A 14,457-nucleotide genomic window follows, 5' to 3' on the forward strand; every position below is an offset into this window, starting at 1 on the left:
TGCAAGACCCTCACCCCTCAAGAGGACTCCCCATGAGCATCGTTCGTAGCGACAAGCCTTTCGTCCTGGCCGGTCGTACTTACCAGTCGCGTTTGCTGGTCGGTACCGGCAAGTACCGTGACATGGAAGAAACCCGCCAGGCCATCGAAGCCTCGGGTGCCGAGATCGTGACCTTCGCTGTGCGCCGCACCAACCTGGGCCAGATCGAAGGCGAGCCGAACCTGCTCGAAGTGCTGTCGCCGGAGCGCTACACCTTCCTGCCGAATACTGCCGGTTGCTACGACGCCATCGAAGCCGTGCGCACCTGCCGCTTGGCCCGTGAGCTGCTCGATGGCCACAACCTGGTGAAGCTGGAAGTGCTGGCCGATCAGAAAACCCTGTTCCCCAACGTGATCGAAACCCTCAAGGCCGCAGAAACGCTGGTCAAGGAAGGCTTCGACGTGATGGTTTACACCAGTGATGACCCGATCATCGCTCGCCAACTGGCGGAAATCGGCTGCATCGCGGTGATGCCGCTGGCCGGTCTGATCGGTTCCGGTCTGGGGATCTGCAACCCGTACAACCTGCAGATCATCCTTGAAGAAGCCAAGATCCCGGTGCTGGTGGATGCCGGTGTCGGTACCGCTTCCGACGCCACCATCGCCATGGAGCTGGGTTGTGACGCCGTGCTGATGAACTCGGCCATCGCTCACGCCCAGCAACCGGTGATGATGGCTCAAGCCATGCAGCACGCCATCGTTGCCGGCCGTCTGGCGTACCTCGCCGGCCGCATGCCGAAAAAACTCTATGCCAGCGCCTCTTCGCCGCTGGATGGTCTGATCAAGTAAGAGCCATTGATGACTGAATCGAACGACACGCCTATCCAGACGGAAGAAGGCGACGAGCGCCAACACCGCCGCATCAAGAGTTTCGTGATGCGCGCCGGGCGCATGACCGAAGGCCAGCAGCGCGGTCTGGACCAGGGCGCGCCGCTGTACGTGCTGCCGCTGGCCGATGCACCGGTGGATTACGACCAGGTGTTCGGCCGCTCGGCGCCGCGCTCGCTGGAGATCGGTTTCGGCATGGGCCACTCGCTGCTGGAAATGGCCGCGGCCGCGCCGGATCAGGACTTCATCGGTGTTGAAGTGCACCGTCCGGGTGTCGGCGCGCTGCTCAATGGCGTGCTGACCCAGGGCCTGACCAACCTGCGGGTCTACGATTGCGACGCGATCGAAGTGCTCAACCGTTGCATCGCCGACAACAGCCTCGATCGCCTGATGCTGTTCTTCCCGGATCCGTGGCACAAGAGCCGTCACCACAAGCGTCGTATCGTTCAGGCCTCGTTCGCCGAACTGGTGCGCAGCAAGTTGAAGGTTGGTGGCATTCTGCACATGGCCACCGACTGGGAACCGTACGCCGAGTACATGCTGGAAGTGATGAACGTCGCCCCGGGCTACCGCAACCTCGCCGAAGACGGCAAGTGCGTACCGCGCCCGGCCGAACGCCCGATCACCAAGTTCGAACGCCGTGGCGAACGTCTTGGGCATGGCGTGTGGGATCTGAAGTTCGAGAAACTGTCCTGATCTCAGGCTGTAGATGAACCTGTGGGAGCGGGCTTGCCCGCGATGAGGCAATAACATTCAACATTTTTGTCGACTGTTATGCCGCCATCGCGGGCAAGCCCGCTCCCACAGTGTTTTTTGGTGCATTAGATTCAGCGGCGGTCGGCGACTACGCCGATGAGGACGAGGACTACCAGCAGGACGGGCGCCAGGCTGTAGTTGTTGAACTGGCTCAAACCCTTGATCACCCACGGCGTGGCGTAGATCAGCGCGGCGCCGCTGCCGATCATGCACAGCAGCGCCATCAGTGGCACGCGCAGGGCGCCGGCGATGCTGCCCAGGCGTTGCTCGACCCAGCCTTTGAAGTCAGCGCCGAACAGCACCAGCAGGCAGCCCACCAGGGCCAGGGCAATTTCCGAGAGGTTGCTGCGGCTCCAGCGGGACACCGTGGCGAGCAGGTCGAGTATCAAATCCATGCGTTTTCCCTTGGGACTGAAGTCAGGTCAGAAATTGTTGCAGCAAGTCGTTGAGAAACAGCTGTCCGCGCTCGGTAGCTGCCAGACGTGACGGTTCGACCTGCAACAGACCGCTTTGTTCGGCCTCGCGCCGGCCTTCGGCAAGCGTGTCCAGCGACAGGCCGGTGCGTTCCGGGTACAGATGCGACTCGACGCCGGCGGTCAGGCGCAAAGCGTTCATCAGAAACTCGAACGGCATCTCGTCGTTGGTCAGCGCTTTCTCGCCGGCCTGAAAGCTTTTTGCCGGGTTGAGATAGTCTTTCGGCAAACGGGTTTTCCAGGTGCGAACGATGCGTCCGTCCGGGTGGCTGAGCTTGCCATGCGCACCCGCGCCGATGCCGATGAAGTCGCCGAAACTCCAGTAGTTGAGGTTATGCCGCGCCGGGCGACCGGGCTGGGCATAAGCCGACACTTCGTATTGCGCATAACCGTGTTCCGCCAGCAGCGCTTGCCCGGCCTCTTGGATATCCCACAGCGTATCGTCTTCCGGCAGCACCGGCGGCTGGTTCCAGAACACGGTGTTCGGCTCCAGTGTCAGCTGATACCAGGAGATGTGCGTCGGTTTCAGTTCGATCGCTTGGCGCAGATCGCTCAAGGCATCTTCCAGCGACTGATCGGGCAAGCCATGCATCAAGTCGAGGTTGAAGTTATCGAACCCGGCCTGCCGCGCCATACCGGCCGCGCGCACCGCTTCGTCGCCGTTGTGGATGCGTCCAAGGGCCTCAAGCTTCTGCTGCTGGAAGCTCTGGATGCCGATCGACAGGCGATTGATCCCCAGCTTGCGGTACGCGACGAACTTCTCTTGTTCGAAGGTGCCGGGGTTGGCTTCCAGGGTGATCTCGATGTCGTGGGCGAACGGAATGCGTTGCTCGACGCCTTTGAGCAAGCGCCCAAGCGCCTCGGCACTGAACAGGCTCGGCGTGCCGCCACCGAAGAAAATCGAGCTGATTTCACGGCCGTAAACGGCGTGCAGGTCCTGATCGAGATCGGCCAGCAACGCGTCGACGTATTCCTCTTCTGGCAGTACGGGGCTGGCGGTGTGCGAGTTGAAATCGCAATACGGGCATTTGCGCACACACCACGGGATGTGGATGTACAGCGCCAGGGGCGGCAGCGTTGGCAGCGGCGCCCGAGGCGAAGAAGCGGCGCCGCCGATGATCAGCGACGACGCAGAGGGGCTGTCGGTCATTTCAGGCCCAGACGCTGGCGCAGCAGATCCATTGCACGGGTGCGGTGGCTGATCTGGTTCTTGTCGGCCGGGCTCAGTTCGGCGCTGGACACGTCACGTTCCGGCACCCAGAACAGCGGGTCGTAGCCAAAACCGTGCTCGCCGCTGGCGGCGGTGAGGATGCGCCCGTGCCACAGGCCTTCGCAAAGGATCGGCAGCGGATCATCAGCGTGGCGCACCAGAGCCAGCACGCAGACGAACTGCGCGCCGCGCTCGGCTTGCGGCACGTCTTTGAGGGCATCGAGCAGCTTGGCATTGTTCGCCGCATCGCCCTTGCCGTCGGCGTAGCGCGCCGAGTAGATGCCCGGGGCACCACCAAGGAAGTCCACTGCCAGGCCGGAGTCATCGGCCAGCGCCGGCAAACCGGAGATGCGCGCGGCATTGCGCGCCTTGAGGATCGCGTTCTCGACGAACGACAGGCCGGTTTCTTCCGGCTCGACCTTGCTCCATTCGCCGATCGAGCGCAGTTGCACCGATTCGCCGAGCATGGCCTGGAGTTCTTTGAGTTTGCCGGCGTTATGGCTGGCCAGTACGAGTTGCTTGAGGTTCATCATTCGCCGGGGAAAAGCTCTTGGTTGAAATTGATGGTGTGGATCTTGTCGCCGTTCTGCACCTTGATTTCAAAGGTGCGGGTTTCCTGCTGCTCCACCGGGTACTGGGCGATGTAGTAGATCGCGCCCTGTTCGGTGACCTGGCGGAAATTCAGCGGCACGCTCTGGCTGGTCAGGTCTTTGACCGTGCCGGTGACGTTGGCACTCAACGGTTTGCCGTCCTTGATCACCGAGACATTGATCACGCCCTGGTTCTTGCTGCGGATCAGCTCGGCCGCTTTGGCGATGTCGGGTGTCAGGAAGGTCGAGTTGAAGGTGTTGTAGTGCACGGTGACGTCACCGAACACTTCCTTGCGTTCGCCCTTGATGGCATCGGCGGCCACCGCCGACAGACTCAGGCAGGCGGCCAATAGCACAGTAATCAAGCGACCCATGATCGTTCTCCTCGAAATGTCGTGGTTCAGACCGCGATCCGGTGATCTGCAAGCACCGGGCTGCTGACGCGGTAGATACCGATCTCACCTAACAGATTAGGCCATAGCTTACTGGCCCACCCGTGGCGGTGCTGTTGATCCACGGCAAGCCGATCAATGACCTTCGCATCACGTTCGCGACAAAGTTCTTCAAAGTCTTCGAAGGTGCAGAAGTGGATGTTCGGCGTGTTGTACCAGGTGTACGGCAGGAACTCCGACACCGGCATGCGGCCCTTGCTCGCCAGGTACCAGCGGCAGCGCCAGTGACCGAAGTTGGGGAAGGTGATGATGCACTGGCGCCCGACCCGGAGCATTTCGTCGAGGATCCTGTCGGGATAATGCACGGCTTGCAGTGCCTGGGTCATCACCACAATGTCGAAGCTGTTGCTGGCGAAGTTGCCCAGGCCCTTGTCCAGGTCCTGTTCGATGACGTTGATGCCCTTGGCCACGCACTCGGCGATGTTGTCCGGGTCGTTTTCCAGGCCATAACCGGTGACTTGCTTATTGTCGCGCAGCCAGGTCAGCAGTTCGCCGTCGCCGCAACCGAGGTCGAGCACGCGGCTGCCGGCGGGGATCCATTCCTGGATGATTTCCAGATCAGCTCTCATGGCTTGTTCACACCGTAATTCGGTTCATGTAATTACCGAACGCCTGCAAATAACGCGGGATCGGAATCAGGAAGGCGTCGTGGCCCTGTGGCGCGTCGATTTCCAGGTAGCTGACGTCTTTGCGCGCCGCCATCAGCGCGTCCACCAGCTCCCGCGAGCGGGCCGGGGAGAAGCGCCAGTCGGTGGTGAACGACATCACGCAGAACTTGGCTGTGGCGTTCTCGAAGGTTTTCGCCAGGTTATCGTCGAAGTTCGCCGCCGGATCGAAGTAGTCCAGCGCCTTGGTCATCAACAGATAAGTGTTGGCATCGAAACGCCCGGAGAACTCTTCGCCCTGATAGCGCAGGTAGCTTTCGACCTGAAACTCGACGCTGTGGAAGTCGTAGTTGAGCTTTTCACTCTTCAGGCCACGGCCGAATTTCTCGCCCATCGAGTCGTCGGACAGGTAGGTGATGTGCCCGACCATCCGCGCCAGCATCAGCCCGCGCTTGGGGATCACGCCTTGTTCCTGGAATGAACCGCCGTGGAACTCGGGGTCAGTGAGGATGGCCTGACGCGCGACTTCGTTGAAGGCGATGTTCTGCGCCGACAGTTTGGGCGCCGAGGCGATCGCCAGGCAGTGGCGCACGCGATCCGGGTAGGTGATGGTCCACTGCAAGGCCTGCATGCCGCCGAGGCTGCCGCCGATCACGGCGGCGAACTGATGGATGCCGAGCAGATCAGCCAGACGCGCCTGGCTGTGCACCCAGTCTTCCACGGTGAGCACCGGGAAGTCGGCACCGAACGGCTTGCCGGTGTCCGGGTTGATGCTGCTCGGGCCGGTGGAGCCGTTGCAACCACCCAGATTGTTCAGGCTGACCACGAAGAATTTGGTGGTGTCGATCGGCTTGCCGGGACCGATGCAGCTGTCCCACCAACCGGGCTTGCGGTCGTCGGGGCTGTGATAGCCAGCGGCATGATGATGGCCGGACAAGGCGTGGCAGATCAGCACGGCGTTGCTCGCCTGCGCGTTCAGCGTGCCGTAGGTTTCGTAGATCAGGTCGTAGGCGGGCAGCGAACGTCCGCAGGCCAGGGCCAGGGGTTCACTGAAGTGCGCCGTTTGCGGCGTCACCAGACCAACAGAATCGGGGGGAAAGGCAGCTGGCATCGACCCTGCTCTCGTTGAAATGAGGCGTAAGTCTAAAGACCGGTGGGGTTAGCGGCAAGCAGCCCTCACCCTAACCCTCTCCCGGGGGGAGAGGGGACTGACCGAGGTGATCATTCGAGCGACGCCGACCTGAGTTATCGAGTCGAACTCAGGTATTGAAAACCAGCCAAATCAGGTTCCTCCCCCCGGGGGGAGAGGGGACTGACCGAGGTGATCTTTTGAGCTGCACCGACCTGAGTTATCGAGTCGAACTCAGGTATTGAAAACCAGCCAAATCAGGTTCCTCTCCCAGAGGGAGAGGGGGCTGACTGGCGGGATGTTCGAGATACGCCGACGTGGGATATCGAGTTGAACTGTGGTTTTGAAAACCACGCAAATCGGCTCCCTCTCCAAGGGGAGAGGGCTGGGGTGAGGGGCGCAGACGCCGCAGAACTCAAGACGGGCGCCCAACCAGCTCCGGCAAATCCGGCAGCTTCTTCGGCGAACAGATCTTCACCCGTTTCTGCCGGTTCAATTCGCCGCTGAGCAAGCTGACCTGGCTCTTGGATACCCCGAACGCCTTGGCCAGAAAGGCCATCAGGTAAGCATTGGCCTTGCCCTCGACCGGCGGTGCAGTCAGGCGAATCTTCAAGCGATCCCCGTGCAGCCCGCAGAAATCATCGCTGCGGGCTGCCGGTTGCAGGTGACATTCGAGGATCAAATCGTCCCCGTCCCAGCGAAACCAGCTCACATCAGCAGGCGCAGGATTTCCGGCATCATCGTCATCGCCGCCAGATTGTTGATCACCAGCATGTCGATCAGCTTCAGCGCGAGGAAGGCGAAGATCGGCGACAGGTCCAGACCGCCGAGGTTTGGCAGAATCTTGCGGAACGGCGCCAGGGCCGGTTCGCAGATCTGGTTCACCAGTTCAGCGCCCGGGTTATGGCTGCCCGGGGCTACCCACGACAGGATCACGCTGATGATCAGGGCGAAGAAGAAAATCTTCAGGAACAGCGCGGTGACGCCGATGATCGCCCAGATAAACAGCTGCAGCGGGTTACCGGTGGTGCCGTAGGTCAGCAGCAGGGTCAGGGCCATCAGTGCCAGTTGCACCAGAATCGCCAGCACCAGCGACGACATGTCCAGGCCGAACACGCTCGGGATGATCCGGCGCAGTGGCTTGAGCAGCGGCTGGGTGGCCTTGACCACGAACTGGCACAGCGGGTTGTAGAAGTTCGCCCGCACCAGTTGCAGGACGAAGCGCAGCAACACGATCAGCAAGTACAGGCTGCCGAGGGTTTGCAGCACGTAAACCGCTGCGGTGTTCAATCCAATCATGTAAGGCTCCTTATTTGCCCAGTTGTTCGGCCATTTCGGCCGAGCGGTGCGCGGCGGCGCCGAGTGCGGTTTCGACCAGGGCTTCGAAGCCGTTGGCCTGGAATGATTTGATTGCGGCCTCTGTGGTGCCGTTTGGCGAGGTCACGCGGCGGCGCAGTTCTGCGGCGTCGACATCGCTGGCGACCGCCATGTGCGCGGCGCCGAGGGCGGTTTGCAGGGTCAGCTGTTCAGCGATGTCCTGCGGCAGGCCGAGTTTGACGCCGGCGGCGGTCATGGCTTCGATCAGCAGGAAGAAATACGCCGGGCCGGAGCCGGAGACGGCAGTCACCGCGTCGAGTTGCTGTTCTTCGTTCAGCCACAGCGCGATGCCGACGGCGGACAGCAGCGCTTCGGCCTGCTGACGCTGTTCGGCAGTCACTTCGCTGGTGGCGTACAGGCCGCTGACGCCCTGACGCAGCAGTGCCGGAGTGTTGGGCATGCAGCGCACGATCGGCTGCTCGCCGAGCCATGCAGTCATGCTCGCGCAAGTGATGCCGGCGGCGATCGACACCACCAGTTGATGCGGTTTCAGGCTTGGGCGAATGGCTTCGCACACGGCTTTCATCGCCTGTGGCTTGACCGCCAGCACGATCACGTCGACGCCGTCGATGGCCTGGGCGTTGTCGGCGAAGGTTTCGATACCGTGTTCGGCGCTGACCCGTTTACGGGTTTCTTCGCCCGGATCGCTGGCGCGGATGTGGCTGGCTTCCAGACCTTTGGCGCGCAAGCCGCCGATCAAACTGGCGGCCATGTTGCCGGCACCGATAAAGGCAATACGTGTGTGGCTCATGTTTGGTCCTTATCTAGAAGCGTTCAAGAGTGGGCGGCGTAGTCGCGGGCACCGAACAGGGCCGTACCGATCCGCACCCAGGTGGCGCCTTGGGCGATGGCCGCCTCGAGGTCGTGGCTCATGCCCATGGACAGTGTGTCGAGCGGCAGATTCAGGCTGGCCTGCAAACGTTGCACGGCAGCAAACGCGGCGTCCTGTTCGGCGCGATCTTCGGTCGGCTCGGGAATCGCCATCAGCCCGCGCAGTTTCAGCCGGGGCAGGGCGCTGATGGCCTCGGCCAGTGCCGGCAGGTCGGCCGGGGTGCAGCCGGACTTGCTGGCTTCACCGCTGACGTTGACCTGAATGCAGATGTTCAGCGGCGGCAGGTCGGCCGGGCGCTGTTCGGACAGGCGTTGGGCAATTTTCAGGCGATCCACGGAGTGCACCCAGTCGAAATGCTCGGCAATGGCGCGAGTCTTGTTCGATTGAATGGGGCCGATGAAGTGCCAGATCAAGGGCAGGTCGGCCAGTTCGAGCTGTTTGCCCAAGGCTTCCTGCAGATAGTTCTCGCCGAAATCGCGCAGGCCTGCAGCATGGGCTTCACGCAGGTCCTGTGCGGGTTTGGTCTTGCTCACGGCCAGGAGCTGCACGCTGTTTTCAGGGCGTCCGGCAGCGGCGGTCGCGGCGTGGATGCGTGAACTAACGAGGGCAATGTTGTCTGCTATCGTGGACATCAAGAGGCGCCGGCGGTCTGAAGGTTCGCGGCATTCTACTGGAATTGAGGAGCGCTATGGATATCACTGAACTGCTGGCCTTCAGCGCCAAACAAGGCGCTTCCGACCTGCACCTGTCGGCCGGTCTGCCGCCGATGATTCGTGTCGATGGTGATGTGCGGCGAATCAATCTGCCGGCGCTGGATCACAAGCAGGTGCACGAACTGATCTACGACATCATGAACGACACCCAGCGGGTCGACTTCGAGAAACACCTGGAAACGGATTTCTCGTTCGAAGTCCCCGGCGTGGCGCGCTTTCGGGTCAATGCCTTCAACCAGAACCGTGGCGCCGGCGCGGTATTTCGCACCATTCCCTCGAAAGTGCTGAGCATGGAAGACCTCGCCATGGGCGATGTCTTTCGCAAGATCACCGACGCCCCGCGCGGGCTGGTGCTGGTCACTGGGCCGACCGGCTCCGGCAAGTCGACCACGCTGGCGGCGATGATCGACTACCTCAATACCCACCGTCATCATCACATCCTCACCATCGAAGACCCGATCGAGTTCGTCCACGAATCGCGCAAATGCCTGATCAATCAGCGTGAGGTCCACCGTGATACCCGCAGTTTCGCGACCGCGTTACGTTCTGCATTGCGGGAAGACCCGGATGTGATCCTGGTCGGCGAGATGCGCGACCTGGAGACCATTCGCCTGGCCTTGACCGCTGCCGAGACCGGGCATTTGGTGTTCGGCACGCTGCACACCACGTCGGCGGCGAAAACCATCGACCGGGTCGTGGACGTGTTCCCCGGGGACGAAAAGTCGATGGTGCGTTCGATGCTGTCGGAGTCGCTGCTGGCAGTGGTGTCACAGACGCTGATCAAGAAGATCGGCGGCGGGCGGGTGGCGGCGCACGAGATCATGCTGGGAACGTCGGCGATCCGTAACCTGATCCGCGAGGACAAGGTGGCGCAGATGTATTCGGCGATTCAGACCGGTGGTTCGTTGGGAATGCAGACACTCGACATGTGCCTGAAGGAGCTGGTGACCAAGGGTTTGATCAGCCGCGAGCATGCGCGGGAGAAGGCGCGTACGCCGGATAATTTCTAAGGGGGATTTTCGGTGTTCTAACCGGCCCTTTCGCGAGCAAGCTCGCTCCCACAATTGATTGCATTCCTTCAATTGGAATGCTTTCAGCTGTGGGAGCGAGCTTGCTCGCGAAGAGGTCAGTACTGGCGATACCACTTGCGGATCAGTCAGTTCAGCGTTGAACGACGCGCATCTGCTTGCCGGCTGGTTCTTTCGGCAACACACGCTTGGCAACCACGTAATGCTGTTCCCAATACGGCTTGTTCAGCGTGTCGATGCTCACTGCTTTGCCACGACGCGGTGCGTGGATAAAGCGGTCGTTGCCCAGGTAGATGGCAACGTGGTTGACCCGACGGCTCTTGATGTTGAAGAAAATCAGGTCGCCTGGCTTAAGATCCTTGCGCTCGACTTTCTCGCCGTGACCGCTGGCCATCGCATTGGAAGTGCGTGGCAGGTCGAAGGTGGCGTCGTTGAACGCATATTTCACCAGACCGCTGCAGTCGAAGCCTTTACTTGGGCTGCTGCCGCCCCAACGGTATGGAGTACCGAGGACGTTCACCGCGCGGCTCAGGACGTTGCTGCTTTCCTTGTTCGCCATCGGTGGAACCAGCTTGCCGTGATTGTTGCTGGCGAGCGTAGTGTGTTTCGTTTGTTTGCTGCTCTTGCTCGAAGGAGCCGAAGCATGGGATTTAGGGGTGAAACCGTTAACGTTGGGAAGACGTTGCTCACGATTGGTGGCGTGGGCGGCCAGTGGCATTAATAGGCAAATAGTTAGCCATGTCTTGAAAAATGGTCGCATTAGGCGTGGCTCTTATGGGTTTGCGCGCAACTTTATAACAGCTTTTTTTTCGATTCCGAGGCCGTTGGTCGATTCAATCGGCTGACAATGGAACCAAATAAGCGGCAAAAAGACGCAATTGTCCGACAGAAGTCCGGTGCTGTAAGGCTTTGACGGGAGACACGGTAACATTTGCCATACGTCGGCTACCTGTAAAAAAGTCACAAAGAATTCAAGAATATTTATCTATCGTGTGAATCGAGGTCTTCATGAACCGCTATCAGCTACCCCGTGTGAACGAAAAGGACACCCACAGCAAAATCATCGGTTACCTGCTGTGGATCTTCGGATTTACCGGCGCTCACCGCTTCTATTACGGCAAACCGGTCACCGGGACGATCTGGTTTTTCACCCTCGGCTTGTTGGGTATTGGCTGGCTGATCGACTTGTTTCTGATCCCGGCGATGGATCGCGAGGCCGATCTGCGTTTTGCTGCCGGGCCGATCGAGTACAACGTGGCGTGGATTCTGCTGACGTTCCTGGGGGTGTTCGGCGTGCACCGGATGTACCAGGGCAAGTGGATCAGCGGGTTGCTGTATCTGCTGACCGGCGGGTTGTTTTTCGTCGGGGTGCTGTATGACTTCTGGACGCTGAATGATCAGGTATCCGTACGCAACGCCGAAGGCAGAGGCGCCTTCCAGTAAGCCATCGCTGGCAAGCCAGCTCCCACAGGTTTTTGCGCTAACCCAAAGATAGCGCAAGACCTTTTGGGAGCTGGCTTGCCAGCGATTGGGGGCAACCCGGTATCAAGCCTGGTGGCTGATTCGCCCATCCACCAAGGTGTAGCGAACCACACCCGGCAACGTGTGGCCTACAAACGGGCAGTTTTCACCCTTCGACAACCAGTGTTCACCGGCGACTGTCGAAGCTTTCGGATCGAACAGCACGATATCTGCCGCACCGCCCACCGCCAGTTTGCCCGCCGGCAGGCGCAGCGCGTCCGCAGGGCCAGCGCTCAGGCGCGCGAGCAGGGTCGGCAGATCCAACAAACCATCCTCGACCAGGGTCATCGCCAGCGGCAGCAGCAGCTCGACGCTGCTGATGCCCGGCTCGGTTGCGCCGAACGGCGCCAGTTTGGCGTCGCGTTCGTGGGGCTGGTGATGGCTGGAGATTGCCGACACCACACCCGATTTCACAGCCTCACGCAGGCCGTCGCGGTCTGCGCGGGTGCGCAGCGGCGGTTGCACGTGATAGAGACTGCTGAAGTCGATCAGCGCTTCATCGGTGAGGATCAACTGGTACAGCGCGACATCCGCCGTGACCTTCAAGCCACGGGCCTGAGCCTGGGCGATCAGGGCCACACCGCGAGCGCTGGTCAGTTGGCTGAAGTGCGCGCGCACGCCGGTCTGCTCGACCAGCAACAGATCGCGGGCCAGGGCCACGGTTTCCGCCGTTTCCGGAATGCCCGGCAGACCAAGGAAGCTGGCGACCGCGCCTTCGTGGGCCAGACCGCCATCCGCCAGATCGTGATCCTGCGAGTTGAAAATCACCGTCAGATCGAAGGTGGCCGCGTATTCCAGTGCCCGGCACAGGGTGCGGGTGTTGCGGAAACTCTCCAGACCGTTGCCGAACGCGACGCAACCGGCGTCACGCAGCGCCACCAGCTCGGCAAGCTGTTCGCCGTCCAGGCCTTTGCTCAGCGCGCCAATCGGAAACACCTTGGTGTTGCCGGCTTCGCGAGCACGGTCGAGGATCAGTTCGGCCACTGCCGAGGTGTCGAGCACCGGTTTGGTCTTCGGCGGGCAGCACAGGCTGGTCACGCCACCGGCCGCCGCTGCGCGGGTTTCGCTGGCAATGCTGCCTTTGCGGCTGTAGCCCGGCTCGCGCAGGGCGACGTTCAGGTCGACCAGCCCGGGCGCGGCGACCAGGCCTTGGGCGTCGATGGTTTCGACGGCAGTGAAACCGGCCGGCGCGGCGCCGAGGGCGACGATCTTGCAGGCTTCAACGTGGATATCGGTGATTTGATCCAGGCCGCTGCTTGGATCGATGACGCGGGCGCCGAGAATGCTGAGCTTCACTGGGCGTTCTCCTGCTCGAATTGACGTTGCGCTGTTTGCCCGCTCATGGCCATCGACAGCACGGCCATGCGGATGGCGATGCCGTAGGTGACTTGATTGAGGATCACCGAGTGCGGGCCGTCGGCCACTGCCGATTCGATCTCTACACCACGGTTGATCGGCCCCGGGTGCATGACGATGCAATCGGGCTTGGCCCCGGCCAGACGCGCGGTGGTCAGGCCGAACAGGCGGTAGAACTCGCCTTCGCTCGGCAGCAGGCCGCCGGTCATGCGCTCACGCTGCAGGCGCAGCATGATCACCACGTCGACGTCCTTCAGGCCTTCGTTCATGTCGGTGTAAACCTTCACGCCGTACTGCTCGATGCCGATCGGCAGCAGGGTCTTCGGCGCGATCACGCGGATGTCCGGGCAGCCGAGGGTTTTCAGCGCGAGCATGTTCGAGCGTGCCACCCGCGAGTGCAGGATGTCGCCGACGATCGCCACCGAGAGGTTTTCGAAACCGCCCTTGTGCCGACGGATGGTGAGCATGTCGAGCATGCCCTGGGTCGGGTGGGCGTGACGGCCGTCGCCGCCGTTGATGATCGCCACCTGTGGGCAGACATGCTCGGCGATGAAGTGTGCCGCACCGGAATCGCCGTGGCGCACGACGAACATGTCGGCGGCCATGGCTTCGAGGTTGCGCAGGGTGTCGAGCAGGGTTTCACCTTTGCTGGCCGACGAGGTCGACACGTTCAGGGTGATCACGTCTGCCGACAGCCGCTGGGCCGCCAGTTCGAAGGTGGTGCGGGTGCGCGTGGAGTTTTCGAAGAACACGTTGCACACGGTCTTGCCGCGCAGCAACGGGACCTTCTTCACCGCCCGGGCCCCGACTTCGAGGAACGAGTCGGCAGTGTCGAGGATTTCCGTCAGCAACTCGCGGCGCAGGCCGTCGAGCGAGAGGAAGTGGCGCAGCTGGCCCTGATCATTGAGCTGCAGCGGGCGCTTGGTATCTAGAGGCGTCATCGCGAAGGGGACTCTCAATAGGGCGGATTAAGGGTTCAGGTCTTGCAGTTCGAGCGTCAGCGGCTCGGGGCCGGACAGCTTGACCCGCTCGTGGGCGGCCAGCGACAGGGTCGCGCCGACCACGTTCGGGCGGATCGGCAGCTCGCCGGCGTCCAGGTCGAGCAGGCAGACCAGGGTCACGCTGGCCGGGCGGCCATAGTCGAACAGTTCGTTCATCGCAGCGCGGATGGTGCGGCCGCTCATCAGCACGTCGTCGATCAGCACCAGGTGCTGGCCTTCGATCTCGAAGGGCAGGGCCGAGGGGCGCACTTGCGGGTGCAGGCCGTTCTGGCTGAAGTCGTCGCGGTAGAAGGAAACATCCAGCGTGCCCAGTGGCGCATCGCTGCCCAATTCCTTGAGCAGGGCCTGCGCGACCCAGATACCGCCGGTGCGGATGCCGATGTAACGCGGTTCGCTGATCTCACGCTGGGCAAGGTGCGCCTTGAGGCGGGTCGCCATCTGGCTGATCAGATCGGCGGGATTTGGCAGGCTCATGGTTGCTCCTTCTTGGGGTCGAGCCGGGTCCTTGGACGCGGCTCGGGTCGTAGCTCAAAAGAAAAGCGCCGAAG

General features: G+C 61.7%; 18 protein-coding genes. 4 read left to right on the top strand and 14 right to left on the bottom strand.

Annotated features, from left to right (window positions below):
* Positions 1 to 32 precede the first annotated feature (32 nt).
* Positions 33 to 827, top strand: a complete 795-nt coding sequence (locus PseuLF5_RS14585; protein ID WP_110644432.1) for a thiazole synthase — start codon at positions 33 to 35, stop codon at positions 825 to 827.
* A gap of 9 nt (positions 828 to 836) precedes the next feature.
* Entirely contained in the window at positions 837 to 1,562 is a 726-nt protein-coding gene (gene trmB / locus PseuLF5_RS14590) for a tRNA (guanosine(46)-N7)-methyltransferase TrmB (RefSeq protein ID WP_064589653.1), read from the top strand.
* A gap of 131 nt (positions 1,563 to 1,693) precedes the next feature.
* Here the strand turns inward: trmB and PseuLF5_RS14595 are convergent, their stop codons facing one another.
* The 10 genes from PseuLF5_RS14595 to PseuLF5_RS14640 form a co-directional block, all read right to left on the bottom strand.
* Positions 1,694 to 2,017, bottom strand: coding sequence for a DUF3392 domain-containing protein (locus tag PseuLF5_RS14595; protein WP_095186985.1), 324 nt, complete (start codon positions 2,015 to 2,017; stop codon positions 1,694 to 1,696).
* A gap of 22 nt (positions 2,018 to 2,039) precedes the next feature.
* Positions 2,040 to 3,245, bottom strand: coding sequence for a radical SAM family heme chaperone HemW (gene hemW / locus PseuLF5_RS14600; protein WP_340133836.1), 1,206 nt, complete (start codon positions 3,243 to 3,245; stop codon positions 2,040 to 2,042).
* Positions 3,242 to 3,838: an RdgB/HAM1 family non-canonical purine NTP pyrophosphatase gene (rdgB, locus tag PseuLF5_RS14605; protein ID WP_340133837.1), complete on the bottom strand. Its 597-nt coding sequence runs from the start codon at positions 3,836 to 3,838 to the stop codon at positions 3,242 to 3,244. The genes hemW and rdgB overlap by 4 nt, the downstream gene beginning before the upstream one ends.
* On the bottom strand, positions 3,835 to 4,269 hold the full coding sequence (locus PseuLF5_RS14610) for a DUF4426 domain-containing protein (RefSeq protein WP_128616409.1): 435 nt from the start codon (positions 4,267 to 4,269) through the stop codon (positions 3,835 to 3,837). The genes rdgB and PseuLF5_RS14610 overlap by 4 nt, the downstream gene beginning before the upstream one ends.
* A 26-nt stretch (positions 4,270 to 4,295) precedes the next feature.
* Positions 4,296 to 4,916, bottom strand: coding sequence for a methionine biosynthesis protein MetW (gene metW / locus PseuLF5_RS14615; RefSeq protein ID WP_123469559.1), 621 nt, complete (start codon positions 4,914 to 4,916; stop codon positions 4,296 to 4,298).
* A 7-nt stretch (positions 4,917 to 4,923) separates the two neighbouring features.
* A complete protein-coding gene (metX, locus tag PseuLF5_RS14620; protein ID WP_123469557.1) occupies positions 4,924 to 6,063 on the bottom strand; it encodes a homoserine O-succinyltransferase MetX in 1,140 nt (379 codons plus the stop codon).
* 433 nt (positions 6,064 to 6,496) lie between these two features.
* Complete coding sequence (locus PseuLF5_RS14625; RefSeq protein ID WP_340133839.1) at positions 6,497 to 6,793, bottom strand: DUF167 domain-containing protein; 297 nt, start codon at positions 6,791 to 6,793, stop codon at positions 6,497 to 6,499.
* Complete coding sequence (locus PseuLF5_RS14630) at positions 6,790 to 7,380, bottom strand: YggT family protein (protein WP_123469553.1); 591 nt, start codon at positions 7,378 to 7,380, stop codon at positions 6,790 to 6,792. Before PseuLF5_RS14630 ends, PseuLF5_RS14625 begins: the two co-directional genes overlap by 4 nt.
* Before the next feature lie 10 nt (positions 7,381 to 7,390).
* Positions 7,391 to 8,209 carry a pyrroline-5-carboxylate reductase gene (proC, locus tag PseuLF5_RS14635; protein WP_186747123.1) on the bottom strand — a complete coding sequence of 273 codons (819 nt, stop codon included), beginning with the start codon at positions 8,207 to 8,209 and terminating at the stop codon, positions 7,391 to 7,393.
* A 23-nt stretch (positions 8,210 to 8,232) separates the two neighbouring features.
* The gene (locus PseuLF5_RS14640; protein WP_340133840.1) at positions 8,233 to 8,922 is read right to left on the bottom strand and encodes a YggS family pyridoxal phosphate-dependent enzyme; all 690 of its coding nucleotides are present in this window, start codon (positions 8,920 to 8,922) and stop codon (positions 8,233 to 8,235) included.
* A gap of 56 nt (positions 8,923 to 8,978) precedes the next feature.
* Between PseuLF5_RS14640 and PseuLF5_RS14645 the strand changes: the two genes are divergently transcribed.
* Positions 8,979 to 10,013: a type IV pilus twitching motility protein PilT gene (locus PseuLF5_RS14645; protein WP_041063525.1), complete on the top strand. Its 1,035-nt coding sequence runs from the start codon at positions 8,979 to 8,981 to the stop codon at positions 10,011 to 10,013.
* Positions 10,014 to 10,164: 151 nt separating this feature from the next.
* Here PseuLF5_RS14645 and PseuLF5_RS14650 read toward each other — a convergent pair whose 3' ends face one another.
* On the bottom strand, positions 10,165 to 10,791 hold the full coding sequence (locus tag PseuLF5_RS14650; protein ID WP_128615070.1) for a C40 family peptidase: 627 nt from the start codon (positions 10,789 to 10,791) through the stop codon (positions 10,165 to 10,167).
* Between the two features lie 248 nt (positions 10,792 to 11,039).
* Between PseuLF5_RS14650 and PseuLF5_RS14655 the strand changes: the two genes are divergently transcribed.
* Entirely contained in the window at positions 11,040 to 11,474 is a 435-nt protein-coding gene (locus tag PseuLF5_RS14655) for an NINE protein (RefSeq protein ID WP_123469546.1), read from the top strand.
* 102 nt (positions 11,475 to 11,576) lie between these two features.
* Here the strand turns inward: PseuLF5_RS14655 and PseuLF5_RS14660 are convergent, their stop codons facing one another.
* The 3 genes from PseuLF5_RS14660 to pyrR are packed head-to-tail and all read right to left on the bottom strand — an operon-like array spanning position 11,577 to position 14,383.
* On the bottom strand, positions 11,577 to 12,848 hold the full coding sequence (locus PseuLF5_RS14660; RefSeq protein WP_123469544.1) for a dihydroorotase: 1,272 nt from the start codon (positions 12,846 to 12,848) through the stop codon (positions 11,577 to 11,579).
* Positions 12,845 to 13,849, bottom strand: coding sequence for an aspartate carbamoyltransferase catalytic subunit (locus tag PseuLF5_RS14665; protein ID WP_003229107.1), 1,005 nt, complete (start codon positions 13,847 to 13,849; stop codon positions 12,845 to 12,847). The genes PseuLF5_RS14660 and PseuLF5_RS14665 overlap by 4 nt, the downstream gene beginning before the upstream one ends.
* Before the next feature lie 27 nt (positions 13,850 to 13,876).
* Positions 13,877 to 14,383, bottom strand: coding sequence for a bifunctional pyr operon transcriptional regulator/uracil phosphoribosyltransferase PyrR (gene pyrR / locus PseuLF5_RS14670; protein WP_123469541.1), 507 nt, complete (start codon positions 14,381 to 14,383; stop codon positions 13,877 to 13,879).
* Between the last annotated feature and the right edge of the window lie 74 nt (positions 14,384 to 14,457).

This window comes from Pseudomonas sp. LF-5, assembly GCF_037626295.1.
In the GTDB taxonomy this organism is placed as follows: Bacteria; Pseudomonadota; Gammaproteobacteria; order Pseudomonadales; family Pseudomonadaceae; genus Aquipseudomonas; species Aquipseudomonas monsensis.